Origin of the sequence: Paraburkholderia sp. J12 (assembly GCF_905220215.1) — a bacterium.
Classification (GTDB): Bacteria; Pseudomonadota; Gammaproteobacteria; order Burkholderiales; family Burkholderiaceae; genus Paraburkholderia.
Map to the genome: position 1 here is coordinate 87811 of NZ_CAJMZC010000017.1, position 17535 is coordinate 105345.

Annotated in this window: 17 protein-coding genes; 12 read left to right on the forward strand and 5 right to left on the reverse strand. The window is 66.2% G+C overall.

Annotated features, from left to right (window positions below; translation table 11 throughout):
* Window positions 1-20: 20 nt before the first annotated feature.
* Window positions 21-653, reverse strand: a complete 633-nt coding sequence (locus tag U5760_RS27435; protein WP_322015448.1) for a LysE family translocator — start codon at window positions 651-653, stop codon at window positions 21-23.
* Window positions 654-774: 121 nt separating this feature from the next.
* Here U5760_RS27435 and U5760_RS27440 point away from each other — a divergent pair, with 121 nt between their 5' ends.
* The 10 genes from U5760_RS27440 (at window position 775) to U5760_RS27485 (ending at window position 10297) form a co-directional block, all read left to right on the forward strand.
* Window positions 775-1626, forward strand: a complete 852-nt coding sequence (locus U5760_RS27440) for a LysR family transcriptional regulator (RefSeq protein ID WP_322015449.1) — start codon at window positions 775-777, stop codon at window positions 1624-1626.
* Window positions 1627-1815: 189 nt separating this feature from the next.
* The gene (locus U5760_RS27445; RefSeq protein ID WP_322015450.1) at window positions 1816-2598 is read left to right on the forward strand and encodes a YkgJ family cysteine cluster protein; all 783 of its coding nucleotides are present in this window, start codon (window positions 1816-1818) and stop codon (window positions 2596-2598) included.
* A gap of 186 nt (window positions 2599-2784) precedes the next feature.
* On the forward strand, window positions 2785-3408 hold the full coding sequence (locus tag U5760_RS27450) for a sigma-70 family RNA polymerase sigma factor (protein ID WP_322015451.1): 624 nt from the start codon (window positions 2785-2787) through the stop codon (window positions 3406-3408).
* Window positions 3405-4148 (forward strand): anti-sigma factor domain-containing protein, encoded by a 744-nt coding sequence (locus tag U5760_RS27455; RefSeq protein ID WP_322015452.1) that lies wholly within the window; start codon window positions 3405-3407, stop codon window positions 4146-4148. The genes U5760_RS27450 and U5760_RS27455 overlap by 4 nt, the downstream gene beginning before the upstream one ends.
* Window positions 4149-4309: 161 nt before the next feature.
* Window positions 4310-5182: a DUF1295 domain-containing protein gene (locus U5760_RS27460; RefSeq protein WP_322015453.1), complete on the forward strand. Its 873-nt coding sequence runs from the start codon at window positions 4310-4312 to the stop codon at window positions 5180-5182.
* A gap of 13 nt (window positions 5183-5195) precedes the next feature.
* Window positions 5196-6311: an SAM-dependent methyltransferase gene (locus U5760_RS27465; RefSeq protein WP_415914188.1), complete on the forward strand. Its 1116-nt coding sequence runs from the start codon at window positions 5196-5198 to the stop codon at window positions 6309-6311.
* 67 nt (window positions 6312-6378) lie between these two features.
* Window positions 6379-7704 carry an NAD(P)/FAD-dependent oxidoreductase gene (locus U5760_RS27470; protein ID WP_322015455.1) on the forward strand — a complete coding sequence of 442 codons (1326 nt, stop codon included), beginning with the start codon at window positions 6379-6381 and terminating at the stop codon, window positions 7702-7704.
* Window positions 7701-8534, forward strand: a complete 834-nt coding sequence (locus tag U5760_RS27475) for a DUF1365 domain-containing protein (RefSeq protein ID WP_322015456.1) — start codon at window positions 7701-7703, stop codon at window positions 8532-8534. Before U5760_RS27470 ends, U5760_RS27475 begins: the two co-directional genes overlap by 4 nt.
* A complete protein-coding gene (locus U5760_RS27480; protein WP_322015457.1) occupies window positions 8531-9757 on the forward strand; it encodes a cyclopropane-fatty-acyl-phospholipid synthase family protein in 1227 nt (408 codons plus the stop codon). Before U5760_RS27475 ends, U5760_RS27480 begins: the two co-directional genes overlap by 4 nt.
* A gap of 33 nt (window positions 9758-9790) precedes the next feature.
* Window positions 9791-10297: a flavodoxin family protein gene (locus U5760_RS27485; protein WP_322015458.1), complete on the forward strand. Its 507-nt coding sequence runs from the start codon at window positions 9791-9793 to the stop codon at window positions 10295-10297.
* Between the two features lie 48 nt (window positions 10298-10345).
* Here the strand turns inward: U5760_RS27485 and U5760_RS27490 are convergent, their stop codons facing one another.
* On the reverse strand, window positions 10346-10639 hold the full coding sequence (locus U5760_RS27490; protein WP_322015459.1) for a YciI family protein: 294 nt from the start codon (window positions 10637-10639) through the stop codon (window positions 10346-10348).
* Window positions 10640-10828: 189 nt separating this feature from the next.
* Between U5760_RS27490 and U5760_RS27495 the strand changes: the two genes are divergently transcribed.
* Window positions 10829-11737 carry an amidohydrolase family protein gene (locus U5760_RS27495; protein ID WP_322015460.1) on the forward strand — a complete coding sequence of 303 codons (909 nt, stop codon included), beginning with the start codon at window positions 10829-10831 and terminating at the stop codon, window positions 11735-11737.
* A 542-nt stretch (window positions 11738-12279) separates the two neighbouring features.
* Here U5760_RS27495 and U5760_RS27500 read toward each other — a convergent pair.
* On the reverse strand, window positions 12280-12975 hold the full coding sequence (locus U5760_RS27500; protein ID WP_322015461.1) for a response regulator: 696 nt from the start codon (window positions 12973-12975) through the stop codon (window positions 12280-12282).
* Window positions 12976-13177: 202 nt separating this feature from the next.
* Here U5760_RS27500 and U5760_RS27505 point away from each other — a divergent pair, with 202 nt between their 5' ends.
* The gene (locus U5760_RS27505) at window positions 13178-14524 is read left to right on the forward strand and encodes a sensor histidine kinase (protein WP_415914187.1); all 1347 of its coding nucleotides are present in this window, start codon (window positions 13178-13180) and stop codon (window positions 14522-14524) included.
* A gap of 25 nt (window positions 14525-14549) precedes the next feature.
* On the opposite strand, the gene U5760_RS27510 is transcribed toward U5760_RS27505, so the two are convergent.
* Both U5760_RS27510 and U5760_RS27515 read right to left on the reverse strand, forming a co-directional pair.
* Window positions 14550-14735, reverse strand: a complete 186-nt coding sequence (locus U5760_RS27510) for a DUF3563 family protein (protein WP_322015463.1) — start codon at window positions 14733-14735, stop codon at window positions 14550-14552.
* 141 nt (window positions 14736-14876) lie between these two features.
* Window positions 14877-16172: a lipase family protein gene (locus U5760_RS27515; protein ID WP_322015464.1), complete on the reverse strand. Its 1296-nt coding sequence runs from the start codon at window positions 16170-16172 to the stop codon at window positions 14877-14879.
* Window positions 16173-17535 lie beyond the last annotated feature (1363 nt).

Sequence of the window (17535 nt, forward strand, 5' to 3'; positions counted from 1 at the left end):
GTTGCGGACACGCGCAACCCTCAATGCGGCCAGCTCAATGTTTCGAGCGCCATCTTGATGCCGAGCGTGAACAGCATCGCGCCCATCAGCCAGCGTTGCGCGGTCAGCCAGCGCGGCCGCGAGGCGAGGAAGGTCGCAAGCGACCCGGAGCCGATCGCGACGCATCCATTCACGGCGGCGAAGGCAACCACGAGCGACGCGCCCAGCGCGATGGATTGCCGAAAGACACTGCCTGCCTGGTGATCGATGAACTGGGGCAACAGGGAAACGAAGGTCAACGCCAGTTTGGGATTCAGCAGGCTGGTGGCGGCGCCCATGGCGAAGAGCTTGCGCGGCGGCGCGTCGGGCTGGCGCGTGATTTCGAACGGCGATTTGCCGCCGGGTCTGGCGGCCTTCCATGCGAGGCTGAGCAGATAGAGCGCGCCGCCCCCCGCGAGCAGGCGGCCGGCCCACGGCACGGCGAAGAACAGCGCGGTAATGCCGAACGCCGCGCTGAACATGTACGTGAAATACCCGGTCATGACACCGGCGAGCGAGAGCAGTCCCGCGCGCGGTCCCTGCGCAATCGAGCGCGACATCACATACACCATGTTAGGACCGGGCGTGACGGCCAGCATGCCTCCCACGACCACGAATTCATACAATCTGCTCATAGTGTCGGCGGATGGCGTGAGAACGATAAAACCCCTTGAACGGTTTGAGTATCGAAGAATCCTGCCATCCAGTAAAACGAATTAAACTGACGCCATTGCCAGGATTTTCTGAACAAACAACGTGAAGAAACTCGATCTCGACGTGGTGGAGATGGTGGTCGCCGTTGCCGACACGGGGTCGTTCGCGCGTGCGGGACAGGCCGTGCACCGCTCGGCTTCTGCTGTCAGCATGCAGGTCAAGGCGCTCGAAGACGCGATGGGCAAGCCGCTCTTCACGAGAACCACGCGCCGCGTCGAACTCACGCCGGAGGGCAGGACGCTTCTCGAGTACGGGCGGCGCATGTTGGCCATGCGCGAAGAGGCGTGGGCTTCCATCGTCCGGCCCGAAGTGCGCGGCCGCGTCACCATCGGCGTGCCCGACGACTATGCCTCCGCGCTGCTACCGCCCGTGCTCAGCAAGTTCGCCATGGCACACCCGCGGGTGGAGCTTCGCGTGGTGGGCATGCCTTCCAGCGCGCTCGTGCCGCTGCTCAAGGACAACACGCTCGATCTGGCCTGCATCACGAAGGTGCGCGGCGTGTCCAGCGAATTCATCCGCTACGAACCGATGATCTGGGCGGCCATGGGCGGCGGCCGACCCATCTGGAACGAACGTCCTCTGCCGCTGGCTCTGTTCGCGCTGGGCAGCACGGCTCGCACTTATGCGATTCGCGCGCTCAACAAGGCCAACATCAAATATCGCATGTCGTACGATAGCCCGAGCTTTCTGGGGCTCATCAGCATGGTCGAGGCGGGACTCGCAATCGCGCCGCTCGCGAAATGCAGCATGCCCTCGCATCTGATCGATATTGGCGATGTCGCGGGCTTGCCGCCGTTGCGCCACCTCGAAGTCGTCCTCGCGCGCAGCGCCCATTCCAGCCGGGCACCTTGTGACTTCCTCGCGCAACAGATTCTGGCCGACCTGCGGATCTAGCGTCGGGATTTTCCGGATCGACGTGGTCAGCCCTTCGTCATTGACGGCCCGCCGGCGAGCGAGTACTGTTCGTGGCCAGGTCCGGCCGGGCACGGCATCGACCGCACGAGAAGCCGGATTTGGCAGGAAGGCGAAGCTGCGCCGAGGGCGCAGCCGGCGCCGGCAGGATCGTAATCGAACCGTACCCCGATGAGTCATACCCTTCGCTTTGCCTGTACGCAGTGTGGAAAATGTTGTCACGACCTGCGGCTTCCGCTGAGCGTCGACGAAGCGATCGTCTGGCTTCGCGACGGCGGCGAGGTGAAGCTCTTCTGCGAAGCGATACCGTGGCCGGACGAGCCGCCGCAGAACAATCTTCAGGCCATGCACAAGAAAGGGCGCTCATTTCCTGCGCACAGCGGCGAACTGCCGGTGCGCATCGTGGCGACGCTGGTCGCGGCATTCGACGGACCGTGTCCCCACCTGCAAGCCGATATGCGCTGCGACGCCTATGAGCGGCGGCCGCGGACCTGCCGCATCTATCCGGCCGAGGCCAATCCGTTCATCGCCCTGAATCCCGAAGGCAAGCTGTGTCCTCCCGAGGCGTGGGGCGCGGACAAGCCGGTTTTTCTCGTTGGCGCGACCGTCGCCGACGCCGGGTTGGCGCACACCATCGCGCAATCGAGAGCGTGGGACGTGAAGGACGTCGACGCGAGGGCGCGAGTCTGTGCCGCGCTTGCCATCTCGACCGCTGCCCTCGCCAACGAGGGATATGTGATTCATTCGCCGTCCGGGAAAGCCTTGCTGGAGGCATTGAACGCTTCGCGCGAGGCGTCCCCGGCGGCGGGCGAGGCGCGCCCGATGGAGTGGGGCCTCGTCAGCAATCGCACGGCGACACGCACCGTACTCGGCGAGATCGGCGCGCGTGTCGTACCGGAGTCCGCCGCCATTCCGGGCGCCATGGAATATTTGCCGTTTCACGCAGCCGATTGAGCCGGCAGCGGAGCGCGTCCGTTTGACCTCGTGCTCCGTATATGAAGACATTGCCGCTCAACCCTAAGCGCCGCGCCGATGCCATCTGCCGCTGTCCGCCCCCGACACTCGCCGGCACGCCCGAAGCTGTCGATGCTATATTCGTCGGAATTCCTGACTATGGGCTCCCCACGCCCCCTTGCCCGCATGAGCGATTCGTCCGGCGGAACGCACGAAGACGACGCGGCTTCGCCCGCACGCGGCGCCTCGCGCGACGAGGCGCTCGACGCGGCCCGGCGCGCACGCCTGAACCAGTTGCTCGAGGCGACGGCGCGCGGCGATCAGGCGGCTTTCGCCGAACTCTATCGCCTGACCTCCAGCCATCTGTTCGCGCTGATCGTCCGCATGGTTCACGACCGCGGCGAAGCGGAGGACCTGCTTCAGGACGTCTTCACGACCGCATGGCGGCGCGCCGACAGCTTCGACGCCGCACGCGGCGGCGCCATGACCTGGCTTGTCACGCTCGCGCGCAACCGGGCAATCGACCGCCTGCGTCAGCATCACGAGGCCCAACTCGACGATCCGGTCGCCGAAGCCCTGCCGGACGAGAGCCCGACCCCCGCCGCGCTGGTCGAGGCCAGCGAGGAACGGCAGCGGCTCGAACGCTGCCTGAAGCAGCTGGAGCGCACGCAGCGCGGCGCGATTCGCGAAGCGTTTTTCAGCGGCGCCACCTATAGCGAGCTGGCCGAGCGCATGAGCGTGCCGCTCGGCACGCTGAAAAGCTGGATACGGCGCAGTCTCATCCAACTCAAAACGTGTCTGGAACAATGAGCACGCCCGCCGATCACGATCCCGAACTGCGCGGCGCCGAATATACGCTCGGCGTGCTGGACGCGCACGAGCGCCGCGCGCTCGAACGGGCGGCCGAAGCCGATCCCGTGCTGCTCGCCGCGATCGAACGCTGGCAGCAGCGTCTCGCGCCGCTTGCCGGGGATCTTCGTCCGCTGGCGGCGCCGGCGCGCGTGTGGACGCGCATCGAGCGCGATCTCGGTTTCCTGCCCGCACGCGAAACTCCGCCGCCTGCGGCGCTTGCGTGGTGGAACAGCTTGCCCTTGTGGCGCATGGTCGGCGTGGGCGCGAGCATGGCAGCCCTCGCGCTCGCGATCGTCAACGTCGTCGCGCTGCGGGAGGCGCGCGCTCCCGCGCCGGTTGCCGTCGCGCCGGGCGGCACCTATATGGTGGCGACGCTCGCGCGCCCGGACGGCGTTGCGCACTGGACTGCCACCGTCGATCTCCGGCGCAACGAGATGGTCATCGTGCCCGCCGTGAAGCCTGAGATCGGCGCAGACCGCGCGACCGAGCTCTGGGTGATCCCTCCCGGCGAAAAGCCCATCGCGCTCGGGGTTTTCCCGGCTGATGCGCCTGCCCGCATGAGCTTGCCTGCCGGCATCGTCGCGCAACTGAGCGCGCGCACGGTGCTGGCGGTCTCGATCGAACCGCCCGGCGGCTCGCCCACTGGCCAGCCCACTGGCCCGGTTGTCGCCACGGGACCGATGCACGCGACGGCCTGAGGCGCGGCGAGCGCCGTCCGCGCTGCGCAGCAAAATCGGTTCGGCCAGACCGGTTCGGCCAGACCGGTTCGGGCAGATTGGCTCGGCGATTCCATATCTAGCTGCATCCGATTCGACTTCCCGCTCGTAACTATCGGCATCAGTCTCCTCACGGAGCCCCCATGCCGGTCATCCTTGCGGTCGCGCTTGCCTTTGCCGCGCTAGTCGTCGCGTTTGGCGCCGTCTGGCTCGTCCAGTTGCGCACGCGTAACGCCGGCATGATCGACCCGGTATGGGCCTTCACGCTGGGCGGCGTCGCCGTGTTCGCCGCCGTGGCAGGCCCTGGCGCACCGCTGAACCGGTTGGCGGTGGCATTGGGCGGCGGTGCGTGGGGACTGCGTCTCGGCGTCCATTTGTGGCGCCGCAACCGTGGCGGCCCCGAAGATCCGCGCTACGCCGCGCTGCGCGAGCGCTGGGGCGAAACCGCGCCGCGCCGGATGCTCGGCTTTTTCATGCTGCAGGCGGTGATCTCGATCGTGCTGTCGATCGCCTTTTTCGTGCCCGCCTGGCAGCCGCAAACGCCGTCCGTCCCGGCCATCGTCGGTGCACTTGCGATCGGCTTCGCGGCGCTGGCGGGCGAAGCCGCTGCCGACCGCGAACTGCGCAGCCATCTCGCCGATCCCGCCGGGCGCGGCCGCGTCTGCACGCGCGGCTGGTGGCGCTACTCGCGCCATCCGAACTACTTCTTCGAATCGTTGCACTGGTGCGCGTACACCGTCTGGTCGGCCGGCCAGACGTGGGGGTGGCTCACCATCGTGCCGCCGTGCGCGATGGCCTGGCTCCTGCTCAAACTCTCCGGCGTGCCGTTGCTCGAAGCGCGGCTCGTCCACACGCGCGCCGGCTACCGCGACTACATGGCGACGACCAGCGCTTTCATACCGTGGCCTCCGCGGCGCGCCGCCGACTCGACGACGACCGCCGTCCCCCCGCGCCGCCACGGCGGCATCGACGGTGAGCACGACGAACCCCATGACCGCCCGCATGACCACCCATGAGGAACCCGCGACCATGACCGCCACCGCCTCGCCGCATGATGCGCCGCAGTACGTCACGCCCGCCGCCGTGTACGACACGAACCCCGCGATCCGCTGGTGCGAGCGCGGCTGGCTGCCGGACTGGCTGATCCGTATGGGGATGCGCCAGCTCATGCGCCGCCGTCTCGCGGACGAGCACGCGCACGACGGCACGCGCCGCGCCGAGGCGCTCGAAACGCTGATCGCCGAATTGCGCGCGAGCCCCATCGCGATCGAAACGCAGGCCGCCAACGCCCAGCACTACGAGATCCCGGGCGCGTTTTTCGCGGCACATCTGGGGCCGCGCCTGAAGTACTCGTGCGGCTACTACCCGAACGGCGACGAAACCCTCGCGCAGGCCGAGGAGGCCATGCTGGCACTCTACGCCAGGCGCGCGGAGATCGTCGACGGCCAGCGCATTCTCGACCTCGGCTGCGGCTGGGGTGCGCTCACGCTCTGGCTCGCGCAGCGCTATCCGCGCGCGCAGATCGTCGGCCTCTCGAACTCGCACGGACAGCGCGCGGAGATCGAGCGCCGGGCCAACGAACTGGGCCTCGCGAACGTGCGCATCGTGACCGGCGACGTGGCGACATTCGAATTCGCGCCCCACGAAGCCGCTTTCGACCGCGTGCTCTCCATCGAGATGTTCGAGCACATGAAGCACTACGGGCTGCTGCTCGAGAAAATCGCACGCTGGCTTGCCGACGACGGGCGCCTTTTCGTCCATCTCTTCGCGCACCGTCTGCTTGCGTACCACTTCAACGTGCGCGACGGCAGCGACTGGATGTCCCGCCACTTTTTCACGGGCGGCACGATGCCATCGGCGAATCTGCTGCTGCGCTTTCAGGACGATCTGTACGTGACGCAGCAATGGTGGATCGACGGCACGCATTACGCGCGCACCGCGAACCAGTGGCTCACGGCCTTGGATGCCGCACGCGGCGAGGCACAGCCGCTGCTTGCGGCAAGCGGCGACGCGCGCCTCGCGTTCCAGCGTTGGCGCATGTTCTACATGGCGGTGGCGGAGCTGTTCGGCTATGGCCACGGCCAGGAGTGGGGCGTCGCGCATTACCTGCTGAACAAACGTACTGCGGACAGCACGGATGCCTGAATCCGCGCCTGAAACATCGCCACTCGCCTTTACAACGACAACGCAAAAATCAGGGAGAACCAATCTTATGGAGACCGAAGAAACGGGAGGGAACGAAGCTGCTGCCTTGCCACCTGGCCGTCGCGTGGCCGTCGTCGGCGCGGGCATTGCCGGACTGGCGAGCGCGTATCTGCTCGCGCGCCGGCATCGCGTCACGCTCTTCGAGGCAGCCGCTTCGCCCGGCGGCCACGCGCATACGGTCGATGTCGAACTCGAAGGTCTGTGTCATCCCGTCGATACCGGTTTCCTCGTCTTCAACGACCACACGTACCCAAACCTGATCGCGCTCTTCGACGAACTAGGCGTGCGCGCGCATCGCAGCGACATGTCGTTCTCGGTTTCCGTGGAGGGCGGCGCGCTCGAATGGGCGGGCACGAATCTGAACACCGTGTTCGCGCAACGCCGCAATGTTTTTTCGCCGACTTTTATCGGCATGCTGCGCGATATCCTGCGCTTTAACGCCAGCGCGGAACGCAACCTCGAAGCGGCACGGCGCGAACGCCTGTCGGTCGGCGAATTGCTGTCGGCGGGCGGTTACGGCGCACCGTTCCAGCATCACTATCTCCTGCCGATGGCCGCCGCGATCTGGTCGAGCGCCGCGCGGGACGTGCTGCGCTTTCCCGCCGCGACCTTCCTGCGTTTTTGCCTGAACCACGCGCTCTTGCGGGTGAACAACCGGCCGCCCTGGAAGACCGTGGCCGGCGGCTCGCGCGACTACGTGGCGCGCATCGTCGGGACGCTCGCGGACGTTCGTCTTGGCACGCCCGTGCGCGCCGTGCTGCGCCACGACGATGGCGTTCACGTGGTAACCGATGCGGCGGGGAGGGAGCGCTTCGATGCCGTCGTACTCGCGAGCCATGCGCCCACATCCCTCGCGTTGCTCGCCGATGCCGACGACGCCGAACGCGACGTGCTCGGGGCCGTGCGCTATCAACGCAACGTGGCGCTGCTGCACACGGATGCGGCATTGCTGCCGCGCCGCCGGCGCGTCTGGTCGGCGTGGAACTATCTGAGCCGGGCGCCGGCGGGGCGTGCCGATGGCGCACAACCCGTCTGCGTGAGCTACCTCATCAACCAGTTGCAGCCACTGCCGTTTCGCACGCCGGTCGTGGTGACGCTCAATCCCATTGCCGAGCCGGCGCCGCATACGGTGCTCGGCCGCTATGTGTACGAGCATCCGCTCCTCGACCTCGCGGCCGTCGATGCCCAGCAGCGTCTGCCTGCCTTGCAAGGGCGCCGCGCGACGTGGTTCGCCGGTGCGTGGACCGGCTACGGCTTTCACGAAGACGGACTGAAGTCCGCACTGCGGGTCGCGCGCGATTTCGGCGTGCTGCCTGCGTGGGCAAAGCCATGAAGCCGCATGACACCGCATCGGGCGCAGCGGCGCCGTTCGTCGGCGACGGCCATGCAGGCTATCTGCTCACAGGCCGCGTGGTGCACGAGCGCTTGCGGCCGCGCCGTCACGCGTTCGTCTATCCGCTCTTCCAGGTGTGCTGCGATCTCGACCGGCTCGACACGCTCGCCAGCGCGTGGTTCGGCGTGAACCGGCGGCGGCTTTTCTCGCTCGACACGCGCGACTACGGACCGCGCGACGGCCGCGCGCTCGCGCCGTGGATGCGCGAACGACTGGCCTTAGCCGGTATTCCCGCCGACGGCCCGATCTGGCTGCAAACGTTCCCGCGCATTCTCGGGTACGCGTTCAACCCCGTGAGCTTCTGGTATTGCTACGATCGCGCGGGCCGCCTGCGCGCGCTCTACGCCGACGTGCGCAACACCTTCGGCGATCATCACGGCTATCTGCTGAGCGCACCGGAACACGCGCCCATCGGCGAGGCGACCGAGCTGCACTGCCGCAAGACGTTTCATGTCTCGCCGTTTTGCCGCGTCGAAGGCCACTATCTGTTTCGCGTGCGCCAGCACGGCACGCGCATCACGACGGCCATCGACTACGCCGACGACCTGGGCATGTTGCTGCGCACGGCGATATCGATGCGCGCGCAACCGCTCGACGGCCGCCGCGCTGTGTGGGCGCTCGTGCGCCAGCCGCTCGTTGTGCCCGGTGTCCTGCTGCGGATTCACTGGCAGGCGCTGCGTCTGTGGTGCAAGCGCATCCCTTTCTACGGCAAGAAACCCGGTACGCCAGCGCCTGCCGTTCGTCAGCCCGACCACGAGACCCGCTCATGACACTGCTTCGCCTGCCTACGGCCGTGCATCTGCCGATGCCGCTTTCCGCGCGCCTGTTTCTCGCGTTGCTGCGCAAGATCCGCCACGGCCATCTGACGCTTTCGACGCCCGACGGCACCCAGCACGTGTTCGGCGATCCGCGCGACGCGCCGGCCGCGACACTGCATCTGCACGACTGGCGCGCTTGCCGCGCGATCCTGCGCGCCGGCGACATCGGTTTTGCCGATGCGCTGCGTGCGCAATGGCTCGACTCGCCCGACCTCACCGCGCTGCTGCGGCTCGCAATCCGCAACGAGACCGCCGTTGCCGCGACCGTGCACGGTGGCCCGCTCGCGCGCCTGTGGTACGGACTGCGCCATCGCCTGCGGCGCAACACGCGCGCGGGCAGCCGCCGCAACATCCACGCGCACTACGATCTGGGCAATGCGTTCTACCGCGCATGGCTCGACGAAACGATGACGTATTCGAGCGCCTCGTTCGAGGGCGACTGGCAGCGGCCGCTCGCCGATGCGCAGACTGCGAAGTACCAGCGCATCGTCGATACGCTCGCGCTCGTTCCCGGCATGCGCGTGCTGGAGATCGGCTGTGGCTGGGGCGGGTTTGCCTTGCATGCGGCACGGCTCGGTATCGAGGTCTACGGTGTGACGATCTCGCAGGAGCAGTACGCATGGGCCACCGAAAGCGCGCGGGCTGCCGGGCTGGCCGACCGCGTGAGCTTCGCGCTGCTCGACTATCGCGAACTCTCGGGGCAATACGATGCGATTGTCTCTATCGAAATGTTCGAGGCGGTGGGCGAAGCGTATTGGCCGCGCTACTTCGACACGCTGCGGCGTTTGCTCAAACCCGGCGCGCGGGCGCTCGTGCAGTCGATCACCCTCGCCGATGCGCAGTTCGAGCGCTACCGCGCGTCGAGCGACTTCATCCGCGAAACGATTTTTCCCGGCGGCATGCTGCCCAGTCCGCAACGCTTCGTGAGTGCCGCGATAGAGGCACACCTCGACGCGGCGCCCGTGTTCGCCTTTGGACGCGACTATGCCCACACGCTTCGTCTCTGGCGAGATGCGTTTGAAAACCATCTGGACCCGGTGCGCACGCTCGGCTTCGACGACGCGTTCATTCGTATCTGGCGGCTGTATTTTGCCTATTGCGAGGCGGCGTTCGACGAGGGGCGCACGGACGTCATGCATTTCGTGCTAAAAAAGCCTTTAGAACAGCCGCAATAGACGCGGCTCACCTTTTCACACGATTGGCGTTCAATGACCAAACCGCGCACGAAAACGCTGCTGATCGTCTATCACACGATGACCGGGGGCACGCAGCAGATGGCCGAAGCGGCCGCCCGGGCCGCGCGCGAGCAGGCAGGCGTTGCCGTGCGGCTGCAGCGGGCGGACGCGAGCGGCCCCGAAGACGTGCTGGCCGCCGATGGCTATCTGTTCGCGACGCCCGAGAACCTGGCGGCGATGTCGGGGATCATGAAGGACTTCTTCGACCGCAGCTATTACGGCGCGCTCGATCGTGTGAACGGCCGCCCCTATGCGGCCATGATCTGCGCGGGCAGCGATGGGCAGAACGCCCTGCGCCAGATCGAACGCATTGCCACCGGCTGGCGCCTCAAGAGCGTGGCGCCGGGTGTGATCGTCTGCACGCACGCCCAGACGCCGGAGCGCATCCTCGCGCACAAGACCCTCGGCGCCGACGACCTCGCGCGCTGCGCGGAACTGGGCGCGGGCCTCGCGGCCGGCCTGGCGCTCGGCGTGTTCTAGGCGCGCGTCCGAGACTGGCCCGCTGGGGCGCGGCGCGAGTGGCGGGGCTCAGGCCTCGCGCGGGTGCAACTGCACGCCGGGGGCGATGCGCGTCGCCTTGAACTCGGTCACCGCGTAGGCGGCAAGGCCCTGTACGGCGAACGGGTCGGTGGCGAGGATCGCGTCGAGCTTTGCGCGCTCGATGCCGGCTGCCAGGATCACGCCGCCTTCGCGCGGCACCTTCGGCCCCGCTGCGATGAAGACGCCGGCTGCGAAGTGCGTGTCGAGGAACTGGCGGTGCGCTTCGAGTGCGTCGTCGATGGCTTCGAGCGACGCCTGGTAGGTTAGCGAGACCACGTACATGGGTTCAGACTCCGGTATGGGTTGAGCGGGCAAGGGCGACGGAAGATTGTAGGCGAGTCAGGGACTGCTTACATACAAATTCCCCTGCCGCGCGAGGCCCGTACCTAACGCTTGCCTAACTTTCCCCACCGAGAATGCGATCGAGCCCAAACTTTTAGTGAAGCCTTTCGATCCCAGGACAGGACAGTGATGAAAACGCCATCGCGCATCGTAGACGCCCATCTGCACTTCTACGACTACACACAAAATCGCCACGCATTCCTCGATCGTCCCGATCCGGGGTATGAGGCCTTCGTCGGCAACTACGACCGCCTGCCGCGGCGCTATCTGCCGACGGATTATCTCGACGACATTCGCGACTACAACGTCGAGGGCGTCGTGTGGCACGAGTTTCTTTCGGCCGATCCGTGCCGGGAGGCCGAGTGGGCGCAGCGCCTCGCGACGGCCAGCGGCCTGCGCCATGCGCTCGTCGCCAAGGTCGATTTTCTCGAACCGGATCTCGAAGCCAGGCTGGAGCGCTACGCGGAATTGCCGCGCGTGACGGCGGTGCGCGAGCACATGGTGTGGGATTGCGACAATCCCCTGCGCCGCTTCGCCTCGCGACCGGATCTGATACGCGACCCCGTCTGGCGCAGCCGCCTGCGGCTCGTGAAGCGATATGGCTATCGCTGCGGGCTCGAAGTGTTCGCGCATCAACTGCCGGATCTCGTGCGCGTGATCCGCGCCTACCCGGAAATCGGCTTCACGGTGGCGCTGATGGGCTGGCCCACCGACCTGAGCCCCGAAGGCTTCCGGCGCTGGAAGACGAGTCTTGACGACCTGGCTGCGTGCGACAACATCTGCGTGGATATCTCGGCGCTGGAATGCATCTTCGGCTGCGCCTGGTCGGTGGATCAGGCCGCGCTGTGGGTGTCGACGGCCATCGAGACGATCGGCGTCTCGCGCTGCATGTTCGGCAGCCACATGCCGGTCGCCGGTCTCGCCACCAGCTTCACGGAACTCTACGGGCGCTACGCACAGCTCGTGGCCGGCTACTCCGATTCGGAAATCGACGAGATGTTCTACGGCGTCGCGAATCGCTGGTTCAGACCGGCGTGAGGGTCCGGGCGCTCCGGCGCCCGATGGGCTAACCGTGGCTTAACTGTTGTGCGTCACCATGCTTTCGCGACTTCACCGGTCGCGGCGGCCGAAGCGACGACGGGGTGTCGTCGCCGTTTTCATGCCGCCGCCCGTGCCGGAGGTGCGCAAGCCGATACGTTCGGCTCGCGCCTCAAGGTCGCGCTGGAAATGCGGCCGCCCGCCATTGCAAGGGCCGGTAATCGAAGTGGGGAGATCAAGGTGTCGTTTGAAATTACGCCGCTGCGCACGACGTCCATGACGCTGCAGCGCGTTGCGGGGGTAGCGGGGATCGCACGCAGGCTGGACTGGTTCAACTACGTGCTGTGCCAATGTTTTATCGCCATGGTGGCGAGCGGTCACTATCCGGCCGCGGATTCGCTGACCACCACGCTGGCTGCGATGGCGTTTTTCGGCGCGCGGCGCGTTGCCCAGCGCTATTGCGGGCCGGGCGCACGGACCGTGATCCGCATCCGCGTATTGCGCATGGGGCGCATGTGGCGGATGTGGCGCATGCGCGGGGCTTACTCCCCGGCGGCCGGCGGTGCGCTGCCTTCGCGCGTGGGCGCATCGATGGTCCACCCGAAGCCGCGAATGTTGCGGATCACCTCATGGCCGAACTTCTTGCGCACGCTGTGGATCAGCACCGCGACGGCGTTGCTTTCGACCTCTTCGCCCCAGCCGTACAGGCGGTCTTCGAGCTGGGAGCGCGAGAGGATCATGCCCGGGCGTTCGAGCAGCGCCGCCATCAGCGCGAATTCGCGCGCGGAGAGCACGTCGCGGTGCCCGCGAAAGCTCAGCTCGCGCTTGTCGAGGTTGAGGCTCAGCGTTTCGTCGCCGAGCACCGAGACGGCCGCGCCTGCGTGGCGGCGCAGCACGGCGCGGATGCGCGCGAGCAGCTCCGAGGTGTTGAACGGCTTGAGCAGGTAGTCGTCGGCGCCGATGTCGAGGCCGCGTATGCGCGTGTCGATGTCGTCGCGCGCGGTCACGATCAGCACCGGCGTGGTGCAGCCGCGGCCGCGGCAGGCCGCGAGGACGTCGATGCCGTCCGAGCCCGGCAGGCCGAGGTCGAGCAGCACGATCGAGTAGGCGTTGCCCAGCATCGCCTCTTTCGCGCTGGCGCCGTCGCGTATCCAGTCGACGCTGTAACCGGCGTCTTTCAGGGCGCGCAGGAGGCTCTGGCCGATGTCGATGTCGTCTTCGACGATGAGGATTCGCATGGTCACCCGTCCGGAAAGCGTGGACCGCCGCCGGAGGCGGCCGCGCGGGGTGCGGCGCACGACGGGCGCAACAACGAAGTATAGGATACCGTAAGCTCCTCCACGGAGGAGGGCCCATTCGGGATGACCCATCCGGCAGGGGCGATCTGTTATTGTTGGCGATGCGCTTCCTTCGAAGCGGACCACCGCGGAGCGGATCGCCATGTTCGTGAAAGCCAGGTCTCTCAGCACTCAGCTCATCGTTTCGCTCGGCGTTCTGCTGTCGGTCTTCGGGACGCTCCAGGGCATCAGCTCGTATCACCTTGCGCTTGTCGGCGTGAACGCGCTGCTCGACAGCCGGTTATCAAACGTTGCAGTGCGCATCCGCGACGTGTTCGAGGCGGCGATCCCGCACCGCTCGGCGGGCTCGGGCAACGCCGACGACATCGTGGTGATGGTCTGGACTGCCGAGCACAAGTCGCCGGCGCGCACGACGGACAGCTCGGTCGAGTTCGATCGCAACTCGCAGGGCGGCTTCTCGGATCAGATCGTCAATCACGAAGCGTGGCGCGTCTATACGCTCGTGACCTATAACGAGGTGATCCAGGTGGCGCAGCGCATTGCCGTGCGCGAGCGCATGGCGGAGGCGAGCGCGGCGCACGCGCTCATGCCGATCTTCGTGCTGATCCCGGCGGTGTGGATTGCCGTGTACTTCTGCGTGCGCCGCGCGTTCGGCGTGCTCGACCGGCTCGGGCGGCGCGTTCAGGCGATCGATTCTTCGCACCTCGAAGCATTGCCGGAGAAAGGGCTCCCGGTAGAGCTGGAGCCGTTCGTCAGCTCGATCAACCGCATGATCGAGCGGCTCGACGAATCGATGAAGCTGGAACGCGACTTCATTTCGGATGCGGCGCATGAACTGCGCACGCCGCTCACTGCGCTCAAACTCCAGGCCGACAATCTGCAGGGCGACATCGTCCCGGCCAACCGCGAGCGGTTTCAGGCGCTCAGGCACGGGATCGATCGCACCAGCACGCTGGTTGCGCAACTGTTGCAACTGGCGCGCGCCGACGCGCAGATTTCGACGGCGGCACCCGAGGCGCTGGACGTGACTGAGCTCGTGTCGTCGGTGGTTTCGGAACTGTTGCCGATCGCCACGCAAAAGCGCATCGACATCGGCGCGGAAGAGTTGATGTCCGTGAAAGTGTGCGCGACGGAATCCGATTTGCGCGCAGTCGTGAAGAATCTGGTGGGCAATGCGCTGCGCTATACGCCCGAAGGCGGCGCGGTCGATCTGCGCGTGCTGGCGGACGAGGGCCTCGCGCGCATCGAGGTGACGGACACCGGGCCGGGCATTCCGGAGGAACTGCTGCCACGGGTGTTCGATCGCTTCTTTCGCGTGAGCCAGAGCGTGGAGGGCAGCGGGTTGGGACTGGCCATCGTGCGCGCGATCGTTGCGCGCTATGGCGGGAGCGTGACGCTGTCCAATCGCGAGGACGGCGTAAGCGGGCTGCGCGCGGTGGTGACGTTTCCGCTGCTTCAGAAAGCGGCCATGTCCCACGTGGTGATGTAGCCGCGCGGGGCGTTCGCGCGGGCGCTCAGACCCGGTCGTTGGAGGGGCCGCTCGAGGTGTGCCATGCAAAAGGGTTGTGGTTCGCATCGTAGTAGCGCGTGCGGCGCTCCAGATCGGCGAGGTCCGAGGCGGCCGAAAGATAAGCATCGCGCTGCTCGTTTTCTGCGGTGGTGAAGAGGGTTTCCAGCTTGCTGGCGAGGAACGCGAACATGATCGACTCCTTGAGTGAGGGCGGCACGATTGCCGCCGCTTCGACAAGGAGAATCGTAGGTGTGCTGAGTGAGGGCGAAGTTAGCGGGGCATGGGCGTGGCATGGAGCTTTCTGGTTTGGGGAAGAACGATTCATTACCCGTCACGGCCCCGGTGCTGCGCCACCTTGTTCCAGTTGCTCGTGAATCAGATTGCGATACGTCCACGCGTGATGCTGCACGAACGTGTCGCTTGCGTCGGGGCTGTCCGGCGCGGGCGGCCGGCCGAAGACCAGAATCAGGTGGCCCGCAGACACGAAGTCCCACGATTTGCCGGTTTTGTCCGTGTCGCAAGCCGTGCCCGGCGGATACCCATAAAAGTCGCCATAGCCCGAGTCCGCGCGCTTGACGAACGGTTCCGCGATGCGGCCGACCGTGCCGCGCAAGCCGCTGCCGATGCCCGCGACATAACGCAGGGCATTGGACCAGAACGGCAAGTTGCGCACATAACCGTCGATGTCGCCCAGGTCCTGCAGCGTCAGGGGCACTTGCGGCACGACGTCGATCGCGTTGTTGACGACGATCGCGCTGTCGCTGGCCTGCGTATAGCGGGCGAAATCCGCGGCGAAGTAGAAGTTGCCCGGCTTGGGCTGGGCGAAGTCGTAGGATTTCAGGGCGTAGCGCTTGCCGTAGAGCTTGAACGGATCGTTTGCCGGCGTCGCTGCGGCCTGCGCATAGTGCAGGAACGCGTGAACGAGCGTCGCCATGGCGGCTCCCTGGCTATGCCCGACGATGTAGAGGTTCGCGGTGTCGACGTCTTTCAGTCGTTCTTGCAGCACCGGCAGGACGCCATAGCGCGCATCGAGCAGGAGCACGAAGGTGGCGTGTGCGAATCCGCTGTGTACGGATGCGCCGTTGTAGCTGGCGAACGAAACATCGTTGGTCAGGAAGTCGTGGGCCAGCACGGGGTGGAACAGAAAATCTTCCACGGCACTGGGCCTGGAGGAGAAGACCGTGCCGCGTATGGCGATGGCGTACGTGGGCGGATACGCGATGGTCTTGTTGCGATACAGCACCCACGCGCTCTGGAAAGGGCCGAAGCCGTTGTAGCGCGGATCTTTTTCGAGTTTCTCTGCATCCCAGTCCGGCACCGGCAACTCGGGGTTCGGGTTGTGCAGGCGATCGTGTTCCCAGTTCAGGCGAATCTCGTGATAGAGCTTGTACCAGGGGTCCGTCGTATTGTTGTAGTTCTTGACCAGATCCTCCGTCACGTATTGGCGGCTGTCGTAGACGCTTTCCCAGGTGTTCGTGTCGTAGTTCGCGATATAGCGCGGGTCGTCCGGGTGCGCTTCGTGGTCGTCCTGGCTGTCGAGGTCGAGACAGAATTCGATGAAATTTTCGGCTTCCGCAGACTGATATCCCCCGGACATCGGCGGTGCCGAGGCGGGTTGTCGTGCCACCGGGACCGTCTCGACAGTGTGCTTGTGCGAGGTGGCGCAGGACGAAAGTCCCAGTACCGCTGCCAGTAAAGTAATCAGGTATGCAAATGAAATGTGCCGTTCCATGATGTCGCCGGAGAGATCGGTGCTGGAAAAGACGGAGCGCGCGACCCGTCGTTTGAAATAGCTAATACTCCGGCGCGCGGACCGTATGTGGGCGAACCCACGCCGGCAAGTGCACCGTTATGCACCGCGGATCAAAACGTGATTTTCCGCTTGTCCCGCAGTCGTTCTTCGCGAGCCATGCATCGACCGATTGCAAACTTCTGTAGTGGGTCAGCGGACCGCGGTTTCGTCTGAGCTATTGCGGACTGCGAATAGAATGTGAACCAACTGCGCGCCGACTTCGAGCCCTCTGGCGGCGATAGGAAGCCGACGTTACGTGCTACGCGGCCGGAAAACGTAACGCCTTGTGCGTAACACGCGCAGCATGCCATTCCTGCCGGCTTTTGTCCCCGGTCCGGCACCTCCCTTTCCAGCAAGGCTTTCCGCCCGGTTGTACCACAGGCTCTCGCCTCGCGCCTTTCTCACGGCACTGGCTCGCAACTTGCAGGGTAGAGCGGCCCGAACGAGCCAATCCAGGCTGCGCGCTGCCGCGCAGTCGCGACACGAACAACGAAGGCGACGCGCATCGTCATGCGCCGGCGGGCACCAGGCATCCGTTTTTCTGCAGGACCGATCAGCGGGTTTCCCGGGGGCACTGATTACACCTTTGACCAATCAGGACGCGATTTCATCGCGAGAGGAATAGTCATGGCTCCCTTCAAACACACTCTTGTTGCATCGGCGAGCGCACTCCTGTGGTTCTCGCTGGCCACGGCGTCTCAGGCCGAGGATGTCACATCGACACCACCCGCCGCCACGGTTACGCAAGGCGGCGGATGGTCGGTCCCGGGGCAGCCGGGATCGGGATACGGATATACGGGTGGCGGCGGTACGGCGGCCGGATCGGTCGGCGCCGGATCGGGAAACAGCACTGGTGCGGGCGCGACCGCAAGCTCGGGCTGGGGCGATGGTTCGGCCACGGGCGGCGTTTCGGGCTACGGCGGCGGTGGCGGATATAGCGGTGGCGGCGTTTCGGGAGGCGGCTACGGCGGCGGCACGGGGGACGGAGGCACGAGCGGATCGGGTGGTTGGGGAAATGGCGGGCAGGGTGGCGGGGGGAGTGGATCGGGCGGTTCCGGTGGATCGGGCGGTTCGGGTACAGGTGGACACGGTGGCTGGGGTGGTTCGGGCGATGGTGGTTGGGGAGGCTCGGGTGGTTCGGGTGGTTCCGGTGGCTCAGGTGGTTCAGGAGGGTGAAGTCCATAGCCTCGCGAAACTG